Origin of the sequence: Stenotrophomonas sp. GD03794 (genome assembly GCF_029842145.1) — a bacterium.
GTDB classification, from domain to species: domain Bacteria; phylum Pseudomonadota; class Gammaproteobacteria; order Xanthomonadales; family Xanthomonadaceae; genus Stenotrophomonas; species Stenotrophomonas riyadhensis.
Window position 1 is genome coordinate 1 of the sequence record NZ_JAOCFV010000072.1, and the last position, 21210, is coordinate 21210.

At 63.5% G+C, this 21210-nt stretch carries 12 protein-coding genes; 3 read left to right on the forward strand and 9 right to left on the reverse strand.

The features are described 5' to 3' along the window. From N5D91_RS22400 to radA, 3 genes are all read right to left on the reverse strand, one after another. On the reverse strand, positions 1–2280 hold a 2280-nt coding region (locus N5D91_RS22400; protein ID WP_279908143.1), incomplete at its 3' end, for a tetratricopeptide repeat protein. Positions 2281–2328: 48 nt separating this feature from the next. Further along, positions 2329–4185: an ATP-binding protein gene (locus N5D91_RS22405; protein WP_164160661.1), complete on the reverse strand. Its 1857-nt coding sequence runs from the start codon at positions 4183–4185 to the stop codon at positions 2329–2331. Positions 4186–4329: 144 nt separating this feature from the next. After that, complete coding sequence (gene radA / locus N5D91_RS22410) at positions 4330–5706, reverse strand: DNA repair protein RadA (protein ID WP_014646395.1); 1377 nt, start codon at positions 5704–5706, stop codon at positions 4330–4332. A 149-nt stretch (positions 5707–5855) separates the two neighbouring features. Between radA and N5D91_RS22415 the strand changes: the two genes are divergently transcribed. Beyond that, the gene (locus N5D91_RS22415; RefSeq protein WP_110711621.1) at positions 5856–7913 is read left to right on the forward strand and encodes a bifunctional diguanylate cyclase/phosphodiesterase; all 2058 of its coding nucleotides are present in this window, start codon (positions 5856–5858) and stop codon (positions 7911–7913) included. Positions 7914–8112: 199 nt separating this feature from the next. Here N5D91_RS22415 and cyoD read toward each other — a convergent pair whose 3' ends face one another. Genes cyoD through cyoA form a run of 4 tightly spaced genes read right to left on the reverse strand, consistent with a single transcriptional unit; the run spans position 8113 to position 12144 of the window. Beyond that, complete coding sequence (gene cyoD, locus N5D91_RS22420) at positions 8113–8454, reverse strand: cytochrome o ubiquinol oxidase subunit IV (protein WP_014036396.1); 342 nt, start codon at positions 8452–8454, stop codon at positions 8113–8115. Continuing rightward, complete coding sequence (gene cyoC, locus N5D91_RS22425) at positions 8454–9092, reverse strand: cytochrome o ubiquinol oxidase subunit III (protein ID WP_110711620.1); 639 nt, start codon at positions 9090–9092, stop codon at positions 8454–8456. The genes cyoD and cyoC overlap by 1 nt, the downstream gene beginning before the upstream one ends. Beyond that, on the reverse strand, positions 9089–11086 hold the full coding sequence (cyoB, locus tag N5D91_RS22430) for a cytochrome o ubiquinol oxidase subunit I (RefSeq protein WP_040008505.1): 1998 nt from the start codon (positions 11084–11086) through the stop codon (positions 9089–9091). The genes cyoC and cyoB overlap by 4 nt, the downstream gene beginning before the upstream one ends. Positions 11087–11088: 2 nt before the next feature. Continuing rightward, positions 11089–12144 carry a ubiquinol oxidase subunit II gene (cyoA, locus tag N5D91_RS22435; RefSeq protein ID WP_075675026.1) on the reverse strand — a complete coding sequence of 352 codons (1056 nt, stop codon included), beginning with the start codon at positions 12142–12144 and terminating at the stop codon, positions 11089–11091. Between the two features lie 352 nt (positions 12145–12496). Between cyoA and N5D91_RS22440 the strand changes: the two genes are divergently transcribed. Beyond that, positions 12497–13120, forward strand: coding sequence for a GyrI-like domain-containing protein (locus N5D91_RS22440; RefSeq protein ID WP_110711619.1), 624 nt, complete (start codon positions 12497–12499; stop codon positions 13118–13120). Here N5D91_RS22440 and N5D91_RS22445 read toward each other — a convergent pair whose 3' ends face one another. Beyond that, the gene (locus N5D91_RS22445) at positions 13121–18715 is read right to left on the reverse strand and encodes an RHS repeat protein (protein ID WP_279908152.1); all 5595 of its coding nucleotides are present in this window, start codon (positions 18713–18715) and stop codon (positions 13121–13123) included. Positions 18716–19829: 1114 nt separating this feature from the next. Here N5D91_RS22445 and N5D91_RS22450 point away from each other — a divergent pair. After that, positions 19830–20135, forward strand: coding sequence for a hypothetical protein (locus N5D91_RS22450; protein ID WP_180855474.1), 306 nt, complete (start codon positions 19830–19832; stop codon positions 20133–20135). A gap of 208 nt (positions 20136–20343) precedes the next feature. Here N5D91_RS22450 and N5D91_RS22455 read toward each other — a convergent pair. Beyond that, positions 20344–21210: RHS repeat-associated core domain-containing protein (locus N5D91_RS22455; protein WP_279922748.1), on the reverse strand; the 867-nt coding region annotated here is incomplete at its 5' end.

The window sequence follows — 21210 nt, forward strand, 5'->3', positions numbered from 1 at the left end:
CAGGTGCGGCTGGCGATCCTGGTCACACGCCTCGGCCAATCGCAGCCAGCAATGCGGATACAGCCATTTCGCGGTCTCCTGCTGCAGGAAGCGGTGCAGCGCCAACGGCGCATGGTCCTGCGGCTGGGCAACCGTGAACAGCAGGCCCGGCAGCGTGCCCTCCTCCATGTCCGGATCGGTCACGGTGTAGTCCGCACGGCTGTGCGACCACACCTTCCAGCCCTGCGCTTCGGCCGCTTCCACGAAGTCGTTCCAGGCCTCTTCGCCGGGATGCGCACCGTCGATCAACCAACTGCGGGCGAAACCACCACGCTCCAGCACATGCACCTGCGCATAGGTCGGGATGAAGTGCTCACGCGCCTCTTCCTCCTCCGGCGCCGGATGTACCAAGGCAGCATCGAACACCACCCAGTCACCGACCTGCTGGGCGCGGTTGGCCGGCGCGTTCTCGACGATGCGTGCGGTCACCGGGCCGCTGCGACGGGCGTAGTACTCCATCGGCTCCCCGTCTTCTTCACTACGGATGATCACCCAGCCCCACGGCTCTTCGACCACGCCCTCCTGGCTGGACAGTTCCATGCCGATCGCTGCCGCCGAGCGGCGCACCGCGTCCCAGTCGCATGCGGCGCTGGCCGCACTCATGTGATCCCAGTGCGCGGCGTTGGGTTCTTCCAGCAGCTCAGCCAACTGCGCATAGCAGGCCTGTGCCTCGCTGAAGCGGCCGGTTTCCATGTACATCCGCGCCAGCGTGCCACGCGCGCCGTGCGAACCCGGCGACGCCGCCAGCAACGCCTGCGCGGCCTGCTCCAGTGCCGGCCAGTCGGACACGCGACGGGCACGCTGCACCTCGCACCAGTGCGCGAACACCGGCACGCTGCCACGATAGAGATCAGCCAACTGGCGCAGGCCGGCATCGTCGCCCTGCTCGGTCAGCCAGCGCATCAGCGTGTAGGCCGCAGGACCGTCATCCTGCGCATGTGCGCGCACGAAGCGCCACAGCAACGCACGCGCTTCCACCTGCGCACCGCAGGCGCCCAACGCGGAGGCCGCCATCTCGGCCAGTGCTTCATCATCCGGCAGCTCGGCATGCGCCTGCAGCAGCCATTGCGCCTCACGCTCGGGGTCACGCACCTGGTTCTGTTCGCCCTGCGTCTCCAGCCATGCCAGCAGCTCGCCGGCCGGCACCGGCAGCGGTGCCACGTCCGGCAATGCATCGATGCGCGCGGCCAGGCCGGCCACCAGCGCAGCCGCCCCACGATCCTGGCGCAGCTGCGCCAGATGGGCCCGTGCCAGTTCCAGCTGGCGCTGTGCCACCCAGCGTGCACCACGCTGCAGGGCCAACTCCAGGCTCAGCGCAGCGACTTCGATCAGCAGGCGGTGCGAGCCAACCTCGGCAAAGTGCTCGATGATGGTGTTGAAGCGCGTCCCCAGATCCCAGGTATTGCGTGCGGAATCGCGCCGGCACAGCGCTGCGGCGGTGTTCGCCCACAGCCGCCAGTAGGTAGGCGTCAGTTCGCTCCACGGTACCAGCTGCTGCAGCGCCTCTTCATCGCGGCCCAACTGGGCCAGCGCCCACGCCTTGGACAGGCGGCGCGGCACCGTGCAGTTGGCCGGTTCGTACTCTCCGGACGCGGCGACCTCGGCCTCGCGCTTCTCGATCAGCACCAGCGCTTCTTCGGCGCGGCCCATGCCCAGCAGGATCTTGATCTGCATCTCCGGGAAGCTGTCGAACACTTCCTTGCCGCAGGCCTCGATCGCATCCGACTGCACCTGCAGGTAATCCAGTGCCTCCTGGCCGCGGCCGTCATCGAGCAGCGCATCGGCCTTTTCGCAGCTCAGGCACTGGAAGCAGGCCCAGCTCGGATCGATGCGGCCCAGCGTTTCGTCGCAGACCTCGATGCGCTCCGGCACCCAGCCGGGGCCATCGATGTTGCCGTAGCAGGCGGCCAGGTCCTGGGTCACGCAGATCGACTGCGGGCACTCCAGCGTGTCCTCACGATGCGCGCGCTCGAACAGCGCCACGGCTTCACCCAGCGCGCTCTCGCCTTCGACGCGATTGCCGACGCGGTTGCGCAGCGCCCAGTGGCCGACGTAGACGTCGACCCACGGGTTGTCCAGCGCCTTGCCCAGCGCTCGCGCTTCGGGCAGCAGCGCGTCGACGCGGTCGACACGCAGTTCGCTCACCTCGTCGGCGAGACGGTTCAGCAGGTGCGCGTTCTGCGCCTGGCCGGCCTGGCGCAGATCTCCCTGCAGTTTTTCGACCCAGTTCCAGATGTCCATGGGGTAAGTGCTCCTGTCTAGCGAAGGCTGGATGAGAGGGTGCGGTGCTCAGCGCAGCATCTGCTGCAGGGCACCGGCAATATCGGTAAAGGCGCCGTTGAGATCCGGGCCGGGCGTGGCGGTCGCGCGGGCCAGGGGACGGCCTTGCGCGGCGACGATGATCTTCAGTGAGCGCAGCAGGCGTGCTGCGGCTTCGGCCTGCGGGTGGCCGTCGCGCTGGGCGCGCAACAGCGCCTGCACCGCCGGGTTGTCGAGGTTGAGGTACAGCCGCGAGGGTGCGCGCGATTCGATGCGCGCGGTGAACTGACGCGCCAGGCGCAGCGCCGCCATCGAAACGCGCTTGTCGTTCTCATCGTCTTCGAGGCGCTGCTTCAGCTCGGCCTCGCGGTCGGGCACCACCACCACCGGCAGCGACTCAGGACTGAAGCGTGCTGGCAGCAGCTGCTCGCCGTCACCCAGCTGCTCGCGCAGCCATGCCAGCTGTACCTCGTCGAGGCTGTCATCGCTGCGGAACAGCGCACGGTTGCCCTGTTCGGTCCCCAGTTCAACCAGGCGCAGGCCCTTGGCCTGGGCCCAGCGCCGCAGGAACGGCACCACCGCATAGCGATGGCCATGCGCGACCGGCACGCCCATCGCGCGGAACAGCATTTCCTCGAAGCCGCCGCCGTTGTCGAGGATCACATGCACGGCACCGCGTGCGGGCAGTGCACTGGCCGGCAGGTCACCCTGCGAGGTCGGCACGCGCACGTGTTCCAGCAACAGGTCGAACAGGCGGTCATCGCACAGCGCCGCACCCAGCAGCGCCTCGTTGTGGCGGCTCAATACACGTCGCCACGCTTCCGGCTGCTGCCGCGCGACGTCGGCCAGGCCGTCGATCAGCGCCTCCAGCAACGCATGCTGCACGGCGCGGTACTGGTCATCGCGCTGCAGGTCTTCGCGGCTGGCGGTGGGCGTGAGCCGCGAGGATTCGATCACCCCGCCGATGAAGCCCGCCCACGGCGGCAGCAGGTCACGCGCATCGTCGTCCAGCAGCATGCCGCGCACGAACACCGACAGGTTGCGGTTGTCGCTGGTGCCGTAGGTGGCACCGTCCTGCACCCACAACAGACCGGTGGCATCGCTGTTGCCATCCGCACGCAGCGGCAGGGTGACGATCGGCTCGAAGTCGTGCTCGAAGCGCGTCGCGAACTGCAGCGCCTGGCGACGCGCCTGCACCGGATGCAGGGCCACATCGCCCTGGCCGCGCCACGGCGGCGGCTCGGGGTTCAGCGCCTCGCCTGCAGCACCGATGAAGATCGGCTCGGACAGCAGCGCGCAGTAGCGGCCCAGTACCTCGTGCAGGCGCGCTTCGTTGGCCAGCGGCAGGAAATCCGGATGCAGTTCCAGCTCCACCTCGGTGCCGACCGCGCGTGCCGGCACTTCGCTGACGGTGTACTGCTCAGCGTTGCTGGATACGTACAGATGGCCCAGCTCCGGCGTCTGGTACGACGTAGTGCGAACGCTGACCCGGCGCGCCAGCACGAAGGCCGACAGGAAGCCGAGGCCGAACATGCCGATCAGGCCCTCATCGTCCTCGCCGCCCTGGCGCAGGCCACGGGTGTAGCCGACGCCGACGGTGGCCAGGTAATCGTGGATCTCCTGGCGGGTCAGGCCGGCGCCGGTATCGATGATGCGCAGCACGCCGGCACCGGCATCGACCTGTACCGCGATGCGCGAGGGCACCTCGACGCCGGGCTGCTCGATGCGGCGGCGAATGATCGAGTCGTGCGCGTTCTGCACCAGCTCACGCAGTGCCACCACCGGGGTGGAATACAGGTGCTTGCCCAGCACCGTCATCAGTCCATTGAGATCGACCCCGGCGCGACGGATTTCGGCGTTGGGGGCGGTGAGCGCGGTGTCCTGCATGTAATCGTTTACTCCTGGGCACGGAAAGGCGCCAGAGGGCGCCTTCGTCGAGCGGGAAAAACTAGCACAGGGAGGCTGACCGTTGCCGTGTCGGCCGCCGTATTCCACGTGCGCGGTGGTGACGCCGGGCCATGCCCGGCGCGATCACGCCGCGTCGATGGCCTCGGACAGGCGCTCCACCGCGATCACTTCCATACCCTTCACCGAACCGCCCTTCGGCGCATTGGCCTTGGGCACGATGGCGCGCTTGAAGCCATGGGTGGCAGCTTCGCGCAAGCGGTCTTCGCCATTGGGCACCGGTCGGATCTCGCCGGACAGGCCAACCTCGCCAAACGCAATCGTCTTTTCCGCCAGCGGCCGGTCCTGCAGCGAGGACAGCACCGCCAGCAACACCGGCAGGTCGGCAGCGGTCTCCTGCACGCGGATGCCGCCGACGACATTGACGAACACGTCCTGGTCGCCGACCAGCACGCCGCCATGGCGATGCAGCACCGCCAGCAGCATCGCCAGCCGGTTCTGCTCCAGGCCGACCGCGACACGGCGCGGGTTCGACAGCGGCGACGCATCCACCAGCGCCTGCACTTCCACCAGCAGCGGCCGGGTACCCTCGCGGGTGACCATCACGCAGCTGCCCGGCTGGTGGGTGCTGCCGCCGGACAGGAAGATCGCCGACGGATTGGAGACTTCCTTCAGACCCTTGTCGCCCATCGCGAACACGCCCAGCTCGTTGACCGCACCGAAGCGGTTCTTGAACGCGCGCAACAGGCGGAAGCGGCTGCCACTCTCGCCTTCGAAGTACAGCACCGCATCGACCATGTGTTCGAGCACGCGCGGGCCGGCGATACCGCCCTCCTTGGTCACGTGGCCGACCAGGAACACGGCGGTGCCGGTCTCCTTGGCGAAACGCACCAGCCGCGCCGCGCTCTCGCGCACCTGGCTGACCGAGCCGGGCGCGGCGGTCAGGCTCTCGGTCCACAGGGTCTGCACGGAGTCGGCCACGATCAGCCGCGGGCCGGCCTTGGACGCATGCTGCAGGATCGACTCGACGCCGGTCTCGGCCAGCGCGTTGACACCGTCCAGCGGCAATTCCAGCCGGTGCGCGCGCCCGGCCACCTGGGCCAGCGACTCCTCGCCCGTGACGTACAGCACCGGCAGCTCGGCCGCCATCTTCGCCACCGCCTGCAGCAGCAGCGTCGACTTGCCGATGCCCGGGTCACCACCGACCAGTACCACCGCACCCTCGACCAGGCCACCGCCCAGCACGCGATCGAACTCGCCGATGCCGGTCGAGACACGGCGATGCTCGGTCTGCTCCACGTCCTTCAGAGCGGTGATCTTCGGCGGGTCGATCTTGCCGGCCCAGCCGGCCCGGCGCGAGGCCGGCGCCTTGGCCGCCGCCGCGCTCTCCAGCACGATTTCCGACAGCGAGTTCCAGGCGTTGCACTCGGTGCACTGGCCCTGCCACTTGCTGAATTCGGCGCCGCATTCATTGCAGACGTAGGCGGTGCGGGCTTTTGCCATCGGATGATTTCCAGCAACGGGAACAGGCGTGGCAGGATAGCCGAGCCGGGTCGCAGGTGCTGCGACCGCTCAAGTCCCGCCCACCCGCGCCGATAGCTGTCGCGGGCGTGCGCCTTGCGGGCGCCCCTCCCTCCCCCTCTGGATTCAACATGACTGGCAGTTACAGTCAGAGCCTGGTCGCCATCTCCCTGCTGGTGGCCATTCTTGCCTCGTACACGGCGCTGGACATGGCCGGCCGCCTGGCCACGGCCGAAGGCCGCGTGGCCCGCTGGTGGCTGGCCGGTGGCGCGGCGGCGATGGGCCTGGGCATCTGGTCGATGCACTTCATCGGCATGCTCGCCTTCGACCTGCCGATCCCGGTCGGCTACGACCTGGGCATCACCCTGTACTCACTGGCAGTCTCGATCGGCGCCTCGGCCTATGCACTGTGGCTGGTGTCGCGGCCCAGCCTGCCGTGGCGACGATTGCTGGCCGGTGCCGTGCTGATGGGCCTGGGCATTGCCACCATGCACTACCTCGGCATGGCGGCGATGCGCATGCAGCCGGGCATCGACTATCACCCTGGATGGTTCGCCGCCTCCATCGCGGTCGCCATCGGTGCCGCCGGCGCGGCGCTGTGGATCGCCTTCCGCCTGCGTGCCGAGCAGCGCAACACCATGCGCCTGCGCGCACTGGCCTCCCTGGTGATGGGCCTGGCCATCGTCGGCATGCACTACACCGGCATGGCCGCCGCACGCTTCCCCGAAGGCAGCATCTGCGGTGCGGTCGGCAGCGGCGGCATCGACACGCGTTGGCTGGCGGTGCTGGTGATCGTCACCACCGTGGCCACGCTGGGCATCGCCCTGGTGGCCTCGCTGTTCGACCGGCAGATGCGCGTTCGCACCGGGCTGCTGGCCGATTCGCTGGCGCACGCCAACGACAAGCTGATCCAGGCCGCCCTGCATGACCCGCTGACCCAGCTGCCCAACCGCATGCTGCTGCAGGACCGCATCGAGCAGGCCATCGAGAAGGCGCGCCGCCGTGGCCGCGCCGTGGCGGTGATGTTCTGCGACCTGGACGGCTTCAAGGCGGTCAATGATGCCTATGGCCACCAGCTCGGCGACCGTCTGCTGGTGGCGGTGGCGCAGCGCATCGGCGGCCTGCTGCGGCCACAGGATACGTTTGCCCGTCTCGGCGGCGACGAGTTCGTGATCGTGCTGGCCATCGATATTCCCGACGATGCGGTGGTGGTGGCCGAGCGCATCATCGCCGCTGCCGGCGAATCGTTCACGCTGGATGCGGCCGAGCTGCAGGTCAGTGCCAGCCTGGGCATCGCCCTGTACCCGGATGACGCCAGCAACGAGCGCGAGCTGATGGCGCACGCCGATGCGGCGATGTACCACACCAAGGAAACCGGCCGGAACGGCTATACCTTCTTCACCCCCTCGATGCAGCTCAGCGCCAACCGCCAGCTGCGCCTGCTGCAGGACCTGCGCAAGGCCATCGCCCGCGACGAGCTGGTGCTGCACTACCAGCCCAAGTTCCCTGCCGCCGGCGCACCGGCCACCGGCGCCGAAGCGCTGCTGCGCTGGCAGCATCCGGAGCTGGGCCTGCTGGCGCCGGATGTGTTCATTCCCATCGCCGAACGCAGCGGCCTGATCCTGCCCATCGGTGACTGGGTACTGGACCGTGCCTGTGCACAGCTGCGTGCCTGGCACGACGCAGGGCACAGCGAATGGTCGATGGCGGTCAACCTGTCACCGTTGCAGTTCGCCTCGCCGGCGCTGCTGGACAGTGTGCGCGAGGTGCTGCAACGGCACCGGATCGACCCCTCGCGGCTGACCCTGGAGATCACCGAGACCACGGCGATGAAGGACGTCGATGCCAGCCTGGCGATCCTCAACGACCTGACCGCGATGGGGGTGCACATCGCCATCGATGATTTCGGCACCGGCTATTCCAGCCTGCTGTATCTCAAGCGCATGCCCGCCACCGAACTGAAGATCGACCGTGCGTTCGTACACGACCTGGAACGCAATGACGAAGACGCCGCCATCGTTTCATCGATCATCGCGCTGGGCCGCACCCTGCAGCTGCAGGTGGTGGCCGAAGGCGTGGAGACGCAGGCACAGCGCGAATACCTGAGCGAGCTGGGCTGCGACCAGCTGCAGGGTTATCACCTGGGGCGGCCGATGGAGCCCGAGGAGTTCCTGCGCCGGGTGGGGTGAGGCCCCGGTTTCGGGGTCGGATCCCTTGCCGCGGGCAAGGGCTCTGACTCCATCCACGCAACCCCATCCACGCGTGGCCTGGATCTACCGGCCCCCGGGGTCAGAGCCCTGGCCTGCGGCCAGGGATCCGACCCCATCCACCTGCCAACAAAAAGGCCGCCCGAGGGCGGCCTTTCTGCGTGGCAACGTCGCGTGGACGTCAGTGCATCATGTGCACGTTCATGTTGTGCATGACCCACAGGGTGCCGATCACGATGATGCCGATCACCACGACGGTGAAGGCTGCAGCGTTGACGTTCCAGCGGCTTTCCGAAGAGCGGTCCAGGTGCAGGAAGAACACCAGGTGGACCAGCATCTGCAGCACCGCGGTGACCGCGATCACCACACCGTTGACGGTGCGCGAGAAGTCGCCCGACATCACCATCCAGAACGGGATGACGGTCAGCACCACCGCCAGCACGAAGCCGATCAGGTAGGACTTGACGCTGCCGTGGCTCTCGCCGCCGGCTGCGTGGTCGTGTGCATGGTTGTCATGTGCCATTACAGCGCTCCATTGAGGTAGACGACGGAGAACACGCCGATCCAGATCAGGTCCAGGAAGTGCCAGAACAGGCTCAGGCACGCCATGCGGGTCTTGTTGGTCGGGGTCAGGCCGTACTTCTTCAGCTGCACGAACATCACCAACAGCCACAGCAGGCCGGCGCTGACGTGCAGGCCGTGGGTACCGACCAGGGCGAAGAACGCCGACAGGAAGGCACTGCGGTCCGGACCGTAGCCCTGATGGATCAGGTGCTGGAACTCCCACACTTCCATGCACATGAAGCCGAAGCCCAGCAGCCAGGTGATGCCCAGCCACAGGTACATCTGGCCCATCTGCTTGCGGTGCATGGCGATCATGCCCAGGCCGAAGGTCAGCGACGAGGTCAGCAGCAGCGCGGTTTCCCACGCCACGAACGGCAGCTCGAACAGGTCCTTCGCGGTGGGACCACCATCAGTACCGCCGGACAGCACCACGTAGGTGGCGAACAGCGAGGCGAAGATGAGGCAGTCGCTCATCAGGTACACCCAGAAACCGAAGACGGTGTTGCCGCCGGTGTCGTGGTGCTCGTGGTCGTCATGGCCATGGGCCGCCGCATGCGCGGCGTGCCCGTGGCTCAGGGTCGAGGTATTGGTGCTCATGCCTTCAGCTCCGACTTCACCAGGCCCTGGTTTTCCAGGTGCTTGCGGTGTTCGTTCTCGATGCGTTCCACCTCGGCGGCCGGGACCCAGTAGTCCACGTCCTGGTCGAAGGTGCGGTAGATGAACGTGGCGATCATGCCGACGAAGCCGACGATGGCCAGCCACCAGATGTGCCAGATCATCGCGAAGCCGAACACCAGGCTGAAGGCACCGATGACAACGCCCGTGCCGGTGTTGCGCGGCATGTGGATGTCGGTGTACTTGGCCGGCTTCGGCCAGGCTTCACCACGCTGCTTGCGCTCCCAGAAATCGTCCAGCTCGGTGACTTCCGGCAGGGTGCCGAAGTTGTAGAAGGCCGGCGGCGAAGAGGTTTCCCACTCCAGCGTACGGGCATCCCACGGGTCGCCGGTCAGGTCGGCAGTCTTCTTGCGGTCGCGGATCGACACGGCCACCTGGATGATCTGGCACAGGATGCCGGCACCCACGATGAAGGCACCTGCAGCGGCCACCAGCAGCAGCGGCTCGTAGGCCGGGTTGACGGTGCTCTGCAGACGACGGGTCATGCCCATGAAGCCCAGCACGTACATCGGCATGAAGGTCACGTAGAAGCCGATGAACCAGCACCAGAACGCGCACTTGCCCCAGAACTCATTGAGGCGGAAGCCGAACATCTTCGGCCACCAGTAGGTGATGCCGGCGAACATGCCGAACACCACGCCGCCGATGATGACGTTGTGGAAGTGGGCGATCAGGAACAGGCTGTTGTGCAGCACGAAGTCGATGGCCGGGATCGCCAGCATCACGCCGGTCATGCCGCCGATGGTGAAGGTGACCATGAAGCCGATGGTCCACAGCACGGGCGTGGTGAACTGCACGCGGCCGCGGAACATGGTGAACAGCCAGTTGAAGATCTTCACGCCGGTCGGGATCGAGATGATCATCGTCGTGATGCCGAAGAAGGCATTGACGTTGGCACCCGAGCCCATGGTGAAGAAGTGGTGCAGCCACACGATGAACGACAGCACGCCGATGCAGGCGGTGGCGTAGACCATGCCCTTGTAGCCGAACAGCGCCTTGCGCGAGAAGGTCGCGATGACTTCGGAGAACACACCGAACGCCGGCAGGACCAGGATGTACACCTCCGGGTGGCCCCAGATCCAGATCAGGTTGATGTACAGCATGGCGTTGCCGCCACCGTCATTGGTGAAGAAGTGCGTACCCAGGTAACGGTCCAGGGTCAGCAGCACCAGGGTGATGGTCAGCACCGGGAAGGCAGCGACGATCAGCACGTTGGTCACCAGGGCGGTCCAGGTGAACACCGGCATCTGCATCAGCTTCATGCTCGGGGTGCGCATCTTGAGGATGGTGATGAAGAAGTTGATACCACTGAGCGTGGTACCCAGGCCCGCCACCTGTAGACCCCAGATGTAGTAGTCCATGCCGACGCTTGGACTGTATTCGATGCCCGACAGTGGCGGGAACGCCAGCCAGCCGGTGGCAGCGAACTCACCGATCCACAGCGACAGCATGATCAGCACCGCACCGGACACGAACAGCCAGAAGCTGAGCGAGTTGACGAACGGGAACGCGACGTCGCGTGCACCGATCTGCAGCGGCACGGCCAGGTTCATCAGGCCGGTGATCAGCGGCATCGCCACGAAGAAGATCATGATCACGCCGTGGGCGGTGAAGATCTGGTCGTAGTGGTGCGGCGGCAGGTACCCCTCGGACCCGCCGACGGCGAGCGCCTGCTGGGTACGCATCATGATGGCGTCGGAGAAACCGCGCAGCAGCATGACGAAGGCGACGATGAGGTACATCACGCCGATCTTCTTGTGATCCACCGAGGTGAACCACTCCTTCCACAGATAGCCCCACAGCTTGAACTTGGTGATCAGGGCCATGACGCCCAGGCCACCCAGCACCGCGCCGACCAGGGTGGTCAGCACGATCGGATCGTGGGGGATCGACTCAATTGAGAGTTTACCCAACATGTTCATTCTCCCGAGCCCGCGTGGCCGGCGTGACCGGCGGCGGCGTGCTCGTCAGCAGTGTGTCCGGCGTGTTCGGCCGGAGCGGCGGCAGCGTCGGTGTGGCCTTCATGGCCCTCGTGACCTGCATGGGCATCGTGACCTTCAGCAGCGGCACCGTCGGCCGGGGCCTTGTGCTCGTGCTTCATGCCGTAATGCTTGTTGTCGCCCATGTGCTTGGCGATGACCCAGTCGAACAGGCCTTCTTCAGTCTTGCCGAAGTAGGTGACCGGGTACCACTCGGCATTGCGTGCTTCACCCAGGGCCTTGAACGAGGCCTTGTCCAGGGTCTGCTCACCGGCACGGACCTGGTCCAGCCACTGGCGGTATTCGGCATCGGTAACCGAGTAGGCGGTGAAGTGCATCTTGGCGAAGCCGGCACCACTGTAGTGCGAGGACATGCCCGGGAATTCACCGGTCTCGTTGGCGATCAGGTGGAGCTTGGTCTCCATCGCAGCCATCGAGTAGATCATGCTGCCCAGGTGCGGGATGAAGAACGCATTCATCACCGAATCGGACGTGATCTTGAAGTTCAGCGGCGTGTTGACCGGGAACTTGATTTCGTTGACGACCGCCACCTTCTCTTCCGGATAGATGAACAGCCACTTCCAGTCCAGCGAGATCGCCTCGATGGTGACCGGCTTGACGTCCGAATCCAGCGGACGATACGGGTCCAGTGCGTGCGACGAGCGCCAGGTCAGGACCGCCAGCACCAGCACGATCATGCAGGGAATGGACCACACCACCACCTCGATCGCCGTCGAGTGGGACCACTTCGGCTCGTAGCGGGCCTTGGTGTTGGAGGCGCGATACTTCCACGCGAAGGTCAGGGTCATGATGATGACCGGGATGACGACCAGCAGCATGAGCACGGTGGCCGTGATCAGCAGGGTCTTCTCATCCTGGCCGATCTGGCCCTTCGGACTGAGGATGGCCACCGCATCGCAACCGGTGAGCATCACCAGCAACGACAGCAGCAGGCCCGGGCGCAACCAGCGCCCAAGGGTTTTCAACGGAATCATCGGTCGATCCAATTGCGAGGGAATGCCGTTCCCCGTCCTGCCTGTTCCGGCCAAAGCCGGTCCCACCGGTCCGGAAGACAGGCAGGGAGGTGGGGTCGAGTCAGCCTTTCAATTTTAGGCCGTCACCCACCATTTAAGAAAGGCATTGACAATGATCGAGCGCAGGAAAGGCCCGATTCTGGCTGCGACACGTTGTCGCACCGCGCAGGCGCGGCGGGCAGAACGCCCGGGGGCGGCATCCTAGCATCAGGTGCTGGCCGGCGGTCCGCCCTCGTTCGGCAAAGTCATCTGAACCTGTTCAGGCGTGCTGATGGGTGCCCGGCGTGGGATGCTCGGCGCAGGAGGAGGGTCCGTGGACAAGATCGACTTCAAGAAGCGCGATCGCGCGTTGTACCAGCCCCCGGTGGGCCGGTTCGTGACTGTGGACGTACCGCCCCTGCCCTACGTGATGGTCGACGGCCACGGTGATCCGAATACCGCCCCCGCCTACCTGCAGGCCGTGCAGTGGCTGTACTCGGTGAGCTATGCACTGAAGTTCGCGCTGAAGGCCATGGGCCAGGACTACGTGGTGCCACCGCTGGAAGCGCTGTGGAGCGCCGGGGATCCGTCGAGCTTTGTCGCACGCCGCAAGGATGAGTGGAGGTGGACGGTGATGATCCGTACGCCGAACGGGATCAGTCCAGAGCAGTGGGAGGCTGCCATCGCCAATGCGGCGAAGAAACTGGGCGAGGTCCCGGCCAGCCTTCGCCATGAAATTCTTGAAGAAGGCCTCTGCCTGCAGACCTTGCATGTGGGTGCCTACGATGACGAGGGCCCGATCCTGGCCCATCTGCACGGCGAGCTGATGCCCGCACTGGGTTACACCTTTGCCGGCCCCCATCATGAGATCTACCTGAGCGACCCGCGCAGGACCGACGCGGCGCGGTTGAAAACCGTCCTGCGGCAGTCGGTGCGCAATGGATTGCCGGCCTGCTGATCATCGGCTCCGCAACAGCATAGCCCCTCCACCATGATAGACAGGTAGCGACCACTCAGAACAGCCAGTACTGTTGCAGGCACGGACGCGATACGGTGAAACGCATCGACGCGGATTTGCCTGTGAGAAGGACGTATTGGCCCCCTGGTAAACCACGCCACCGTCATTGCTCAGTTCATACCGCTCAGCGCGTGCGGAAGCTCCCCAGGCCATTTCACAGGAACTCCGCATTTCGGCGACGTTGAGGTTCCCCGGCACATCAGGCACCGGGCGCAGGACCAGCGTGAAGGTAGCCACAGCGGAGTACCCGCTGCACCCGGCGGCATTACATGCACGGGCACGGTAGCCGTAGCCACCCGCGCCGCGAGCACCCGCAGCGAACTGGGTCTCGGCCGAGTCCAGAACCTGCGTCCACTGCCCTGCTGCAAATTGCTCCTCCAGCCGATAGGAACTCGCAGTGGCAACGGCTCCCCAGTAGACCCTGAACCCTTGACCGCTTCCAACGTTTGACGAATCGATGGACAGACCAGGTGCAGACGGCGCCCGCAGCACGGCGACAAGCAGCGCCGAGGACAACGGTCCGCAACCACTGGCATTGCAGGCTCGCACGCGATAGCCGTACGTCCCTGTCGAACGTTCGGGAAGCGTTGCGGCGATCGCGCTGGAGTTCTGCACCTGGGCCCAGACTCTACCCGGCGCCTGCTCTTCCAACGCATAGCTCGCACCATCGGGCACGGCGCTCCAGCCAACAACGACCGGACTGCCATACTGCGCGGAGTTGCCACTCATTACAGGCGCCACGGCAGGGATGCGCAGGACACGGGTGGTCGCGACGGCGGAATAGCTGGAACACCCGGCATCATTGCAGGCACGGACGCGATAGCCATCCTCACCGCTGGGGCGCCCCGCAACATCCTGCGAAGTCCTGGCGGCGTTCGCGATCTGCGTCCATTCACTTGTACCGGAGCGTTGCTCCAGGGCATAGCGGGCTGCCCCTGCCACCTGGCTCCAGGAAACCACATACGCACCGGAGCTGTTGCTGGCCGGCAACGACAATGTCGGCGCGGCCGCCGGCTTGAGGATGACCTGGATGGAAGCGGGAGCCGAGTAAGCTGCACATCCACGCCCGTTGCAACCGCGCACGCGGTACTGCACGGAGCCGGCGGGCTGCCCACTAACGGGATGATTCGCGACATTGGCGGAGAGGAGGGTCGCCCACGCACCTCCAGTGGATGCCTGCAGCTCATAGCGACTGGCGCCGGCGACTGTGCTCCAGGTCACGACGTAGCTTCCTGAATAGCTCGTGGCCGGCACTGTGACAATGGGAACATCAACCGGCTCAGCCTGAACGTTGATCGCGCCAACACTGCTCCAGGCACCACACGCATTCGACGAGCACGCGCGCACCGAGTATCCGTAGATACCGGCCGAACGATTGCTCGCTGCCCAGGCTCTACCAGCCCCCGAATACACCGTGGTCCAGCCGCCACTGTCTCGCTGCTCACGAAGCTCGTAGCGCGCCGCGCGACCGACTTCCCCCCAGCTTACGCTGAAGCTCCCCGTCTCCGACGAAGGCGGAACCGACAGCGACGGAACGCCCGGTGCAACATGCCCAACGACCTTCGCTACGAGACTGCTGCCCAGGTAGACATATTCAGAGATTTCACCCGTCCGCTCATTGTTCTGTCGCCGCAGCAAGCCATCCTCGCCATACAGCGAGAAAATCCGGCGATCCTCATTCTCGGCAGACGACAAAACTCGTCGCCCGTATGCGTCATAGCGATACGACTCAGCCCCGGCCACCTTTCGCAGCCGATTGCCGACATCGAACGTGTGAACAACGCCGTTTCGATTCCTAAGGTTTCCTTGCGGGTCATAGTCCAAGCCAATAATCGTGGAACCACCCGTCGCCTGTACATTGGTCAGCCGATTGGATGCGTCGTACCAGTACTGGTGGTCCCTCACTCCGGCGAGGCTGCTGCTACGAAGGTTATCCAGTGCGTCATAGGTGTAGCGCATGACACCATTGCCGCCAAACATCGCAGAGGTCGCCTGCTGAAGGCGATCAAGCTGGTCATACTCCATCCGACGATCACGAAGGCTGTCGACGCCATCGAGGATGGTGACGACGTTTCCAGCGCCATCATAAAGATACGAATAGTCGAGCACTCCGTTGCCGTCAACAACCTGCGCCGGCAGCTGGCGGGCGTTCTGCTGCATGCTGTGCACGACGCCATTACCGTAAGTGAATCGACGAATCGCTCCATTAGGGTAATAACTCACTGCAGTCGCGTAAGGGCCGGCCTGGGTTGCCTGCCCGAGCGCATTTGGGGCAAGGCCGACGAACATCCCGCTCGGATAGGCAATTCCGGCCCTGTTACCGTTGCTGTCGTAGCCATACCCTAGCGAAAGGGCGGGTCCGGCCGACTCCTGCAGCGACTCACCGGTAAGAAGCCGACGCTTGTTGTAGGTATAGCCGTTCACCGCTACGGCCCCGCCCCCGTCATTCAGAGTGGTCACCTGCGCGGGCTTGCCATCGGCATGATAGAGCCAGTCCTGATCACCATTCCGGTCGGGAAAACGCAGTGTCGCTAGACGGTTCCGCGCATCGTACGTCCGGTCCACGCGGCGCGAAGACGACAAGGCTGCGGCAGCATCACAGGATGCGACGTTGGGCAATGCGAGCCCGGATGCCGTCCACAGCAGATTTCCCGCAGGGTCATATCCCATCGCGGTACTGCCAGTTTCCGGTTCAATCGACTTGCAAAGTTGCTGGTGACCGTCGTAGACATAGGTGCGCGTCAGCGCTTCAGTAGAAGACGCGTTTCGCCGCTTGATGGAAAGTGGCTTGCCAAAAACGTCACGGACAATCTCGGAGAACACCCCCCCGGGATGTGCAATGGCGATCGGCTGCGTCTGACTGGGCTGATCAAAGGCCTGGTATGCAGTCGTAGTCACCCGACCTTTCGGATCAATCACCTTTACCAGTCCACCAGCAAGATAACTGGTCGTAGTCGTCAGCAAACCAGACTCGCTGTCCTGCGAAACAGATGCCACTCGCCCCAGGCCGTCGTACGTCGTCCAAGTGCCCGTGGAGGCATTGGCCGATGCCGACGGATATGACTGGAACTCAAGGCGCCCCTGTAGATCGTAGCTGGCTCTCACGAATCGCTGGGTTTCAGCAGGCGACGCCGCATCAAACTCCTGGGTCAGCAGCGGCCGCCAGAATGCATCGTAGTAGACGCGCTTGCGTGCATTTCCGGTCGAAACATCCTGACGCCAATGGCCTGCAGCGACCCCATACTCATCTGCACTGCTTTTGCTGAAACTGCGAACAGTATCCGCCCATGCCACCGTGTCGCCCGCTGGATAGCGTATGCGCGAGATGCGCCCCATCGGGTCATATTCATACCCGGTTGCGGCACCGATCTCGTCTGTGACCGACGTGACGAAGCCATTGTCATCCACGCCACGAACCAGTGTCGTGCCATCTGCGAACTTCAGCGTCTGCGCAACGCCGCGCTTCCAGTTCGCCAGATGGGTGATGTGATTGTTCGCATCGGCAATACTCGAGAGTGAGCCATCCGGATTGTAGCTGTAGCGCTGCAGAAGGCGCCCGTGGCTGTGGAGTTCGATCGGAAGTGCCCGACCGTCGTAGGTGGTGCGAGTAATTACGGACGCCGTATCCGAGTTGGAAACGCGCGCCACCTGACCCAACACCCAGAGGCCAAGGTTGTCGCCATACTCAGTCACATCCGTACGGGCGTCTCCCTGACTACTGAACCGGGAGACGCTCAGTGGTCGAGCCAGGCTGTCAAAGCTGTTCGTGCGACGGGTGTAGACCACCCCGTCCAGGCGCGTGACGGTTGACAGCTCTGGCTGGATCGCCTCGCGGGGGAAGTTGTCGCCGGTATCCTGCGCGCTGACACCAAAACGCGCGGGATACGGCCGGCCTGCAGGAGAGAGCGCGTAAGTGTTCTCGACAACCTGCAGGATATCGCCGCCCTTGCCACGCTCAATGCGCAAGAGCTTTCCTTCGTCATACTTGAAGCTGTTTCCGTGGGTGTAGCGGGTCCACTCAGCGCCGGGCCCCTCCACCACCGTCGTTGCGCGACCCGCGCAGCTGTCACTCGTGCAGATCGGTTCGCCACACACCACTCCACCCGTCAATGGGCATGGCCGATCCATCGTTCCACCCGGGTAAAAAATGGAACTGATTGCGGAACTGTAGCTGTACTTCCAGGCCATCGGAGAAATGGCCGGTCCGCTGATGGACTTCTCGATCAGCGTGTAGGCCTTGTACGCAATCGCCCACTGGTTGACATCATCACCGGTGTCGTTTCCACCTATCCCTGTCGTGAAATTCTTGCAGGATATCGGGACGTTGCTCCGGCCATGCTCGCGGATGGCGACAGTAAATGTCCCTACGGCCCCGGAAGGATGCTCGATACGGCCAGTTGCCAACTGCGGCCCCACGAGCGGAGTTCCGTCCATGAAGCAACTGCGGACTGGCTCATTTGGAATAGGCAGCGTGGCGTAGTACGCGGCATTGGAGAGGCCCGAGAAGTCGATCTTCCACTGGCTTCCATCAGGTTGGATGACCGCCGACAGCGAGACCTTGCCGTCGCTTCGATACAGATAGCGCCAAGTCCGGCCATTCGTGGTTGCGGTCTCGATCTGACCTCGTGGATTATAGGAAAAACTGATCTGACGCCCGTCACTGGCAACGATGGATTGCAGTCGAGCGGGGGCATTGGCTGCGTTGGCATAGTTGTACGCCACGCTATTGCCGAACCGATCTTCAACACGCGTGGCGTACAGCACATTGAGCCTACGATCCAGCCGCTTTGTACCATTCAACGGATTCTTGATCTGCGGCTCGACGTACTGGGCCATCCAGTCGAACCAGTAGCGGGTGCCGTCTGGCCCGATCGCCAGGAATCCCTCGCCGGGGCCGTTGCGGATGGCAGACAGGCAGCCAACGAACACCTGATCGTTGGTCATCCAATGGTACGGCCCCCCTTGGGCAGGTCTGGCCGTTGAACCATTGATCAGCAGCATTTCCCCGCTGGTCACGCCCGGAATGTTCATCGAGTTTCCGGACCACACGTCACTGACATCCATCGACCCGCTGAATGGAATGGACGGCTGCGCCTGGGACACTGTGCTGACACTGCAGCGCGCACCGGGCGACGCTGCGGCATGCCCCATGACCCAGTCTGTTGAGAAAACGCCACTGATGCTGGGCAAGTCCAGGTCCCAGTCAGCAAGAAGCGCATCGTTCTCGTACTGATAGCGATTCTTCATCACGTACTTGCGTTTCAGGCTCACTGGTAACGCGTGATGACTTTCCAGCGATACGTCAGCCGCCGAGAATGACAAGGCGCCATTTGAAAGACCTACGCTGTCTCCCAGCAAATCGTCCGACAACCTGGCAACGCCCATGCTGCTCTGCAAGCGCTTGTCGAACTCCTCCCAGGGATACTTGCCGGGCTGGGTATCCTGCGCAGCTGCGCCCGAAGCACTGAACATCCCCAGAAAAATCAGCCCGATCAGGCATCGACAGCTTCGCGCGTGCGTCTTCATGGCTTCCATAGCGAGATACCACTCCTTGGGTGCACGGAAGACGCATGCGCCATCCGATCAGGCAAGTGAACTCAACGTGAACCAGATGAATATCATTCACTCAGCCTTTGTTCAAGGGCCGAACGCGGCAAGCTGACCCTGAGCCTGCGTGACTGACGCCCCCCCCCCTAGGGCTGCAAACCCAGGACTGCGTACGAAGAACCAGCCCGCGAACCCGAGCATCCTTGAGCTGCCATGGACGATCTCGGGTGCACAGCAGAGACAACGATGCATTTGGCAACGGCGGCTGACATTGGCCGAACTGTTCGTAGGTGGGGATAAGGCCAACTTAGGACAGGATGCGAGGCGGTGGTTGGATGCTGACGCGCCTCCGTCGGGGAGAGTCGCCCAGCCATCCTCATCGCTTCAGCTGACAGCCCCGCATCGAACGAGATCTTGTTCACCACATCTTCCTGAACGCGGCGATGCAACTCGATAGCGGGACCGAGCTTAATTTTGCTCTCGGGATGCAGCGCACTTGAAGCTTCATGTCCGTCCAGCGCTTCGTAGTAGTAGAAATTCGAGTATTTCTAAATAAAAATTTGGGCATCAACGGAACCCAACGCGAACTCTCTCACAAGCGTCGTCATCTCAATGATCGCAGCTTCAGTTTCCATGATCTACGTCACTCCAACTCATTGTTTGATCGGAAGCCATGCGGCCCGGGTACTGACGACCACCCTTGAGCTCAGCAACCGCCCGGGGTTCGAGGTGATCGTTGAGGAGCGCTTCGAGAGTGCAACTGGTAGGCTTCGACTTCGCAAGCGCAGGCAATCCGGACTGAACCTACTCAGCGACCGCTTGCCGGGCTTGGTCGCGGGCCTGATCCAGCGTCAGATGCTCAACCGAACCCAAGGTTCGACGCTTACCGTGGGCCCAGGTCACGATCCAAGCCTTGTGCCCTGAAGGCTGCACTCGCAGGATCAGACCTCGAACCTGGGCATCCCTAAGCTCATAGGGGCGGTCTCGGAGCTCAGCCGTGAGAACAATGCGTTTGGTGAGGGCGGATGACATCAGGCGGAGGATCCATAAGTGGCCATAAGACCAACTTAGGACAAGATGCGAGGCGGTGATTGGACAAGGATTGACCGCGACCAAGAAATTCGTGCGCTCTCAATCGTCGCGGGAAAATGCAAATCAAGGCAAATCCTTCGAACGCCGCCACATTCTTGCTGGATACATCCAGCCCAAATCAGTGCATCACAGCCCACATCTAAGCGTTCCGGCGCGGGAAAAACACACGCTGCGGCCGAAAGATCCTAAGCAGCATACGCCGGAACGCAAGACACATGCGCTCAACCTTGCCTATCCTAAAAAAAGTAAAACCCAGGTCACGCCCTTCGAATTCAAACATCCTCCCCTCAGAAATTTCCCAAACATCACGTATTGAAAAATATGTTCTGAATAATCCCATCTCAATAGTCGATACGAAATGTGAACCCATACGATCCAAAAGTACCCACCGCATGCGATCAACTGCAGTCGCAACATTCGATGACTTGATGAAAAACGTCGCTTGGAATCCGCCAACATCAGCCCCGAGGCCAGACGCTCGAACAAAGATCCCTTCAACCATGAACTCATAGAATCTCACAAGCCTATCTCCCCTTGCTCAGCTCTTGATCCAGCCTTTTAGAATCAATCCTTCCGTCAACTCGAAAATAACCCTGAAATCCACCATCCTCCCCCATCTTTACGCCCGGCATAGGCAGGCCAGTCTTCTCGCTGATCGCACCCATAGTGCCATTCCATCTTGCAATATCAGACTGCTCAGCAGGTCTAGGAACCGGGTCAGGGATGTACTCTGCCGAATCAGCAACTTGCTCAAGCGTACCGGCCAGAGCTAGTGCGCCGACGCTGACCTTACCCCAGAAGGAGTGTCCCCTTACGCTCTCTGTCTGGTAATGCGGAAGTCCTTTGCCGCCCCCCTCTAGTTCATGGCCCACATGTTTGAGCTGGCCCTCCGCCCCGTGTGCGGATGTCTCAATCTGCCTCGCTACTTGTCTTCTGTCCGCTATCACGTTCTGCTGCGCCCGGCGCGCACTGACGGCCTGCTCCTGAGTCAGTCGTGCAATCTTATGGGCCTGGTTTGCGGTGAGTCTGACGAGCCATGCAACTTTTCCGGCTTCTCCATCAGAATCTACGTAGGTGTACGGATTCCCGTTTGCATACCGGTACCTATTGAACTGCTCAACCGGTTTCTGATACGCCGTCACCGGATCAACCGATAAGAACACACCCAACTGCGGATCCATGTACCGCTGCTGCATGTAGCTCAGCCCGGTAGCCGAATCGCTCACATGTCCGGTATACCCTGGTCCGTCCGTGACTTCCCCGCCCACCACGGCGCCGTAAGGCTCGTAGTCATAGCGTTTGACCACGGTGCCATTGGCATCGGTCTCGGCCACAACCGAGCCCAAGGCATCGGTGTGGATGTAGGTGACCGTCTCCTGGGCGATTGCGGC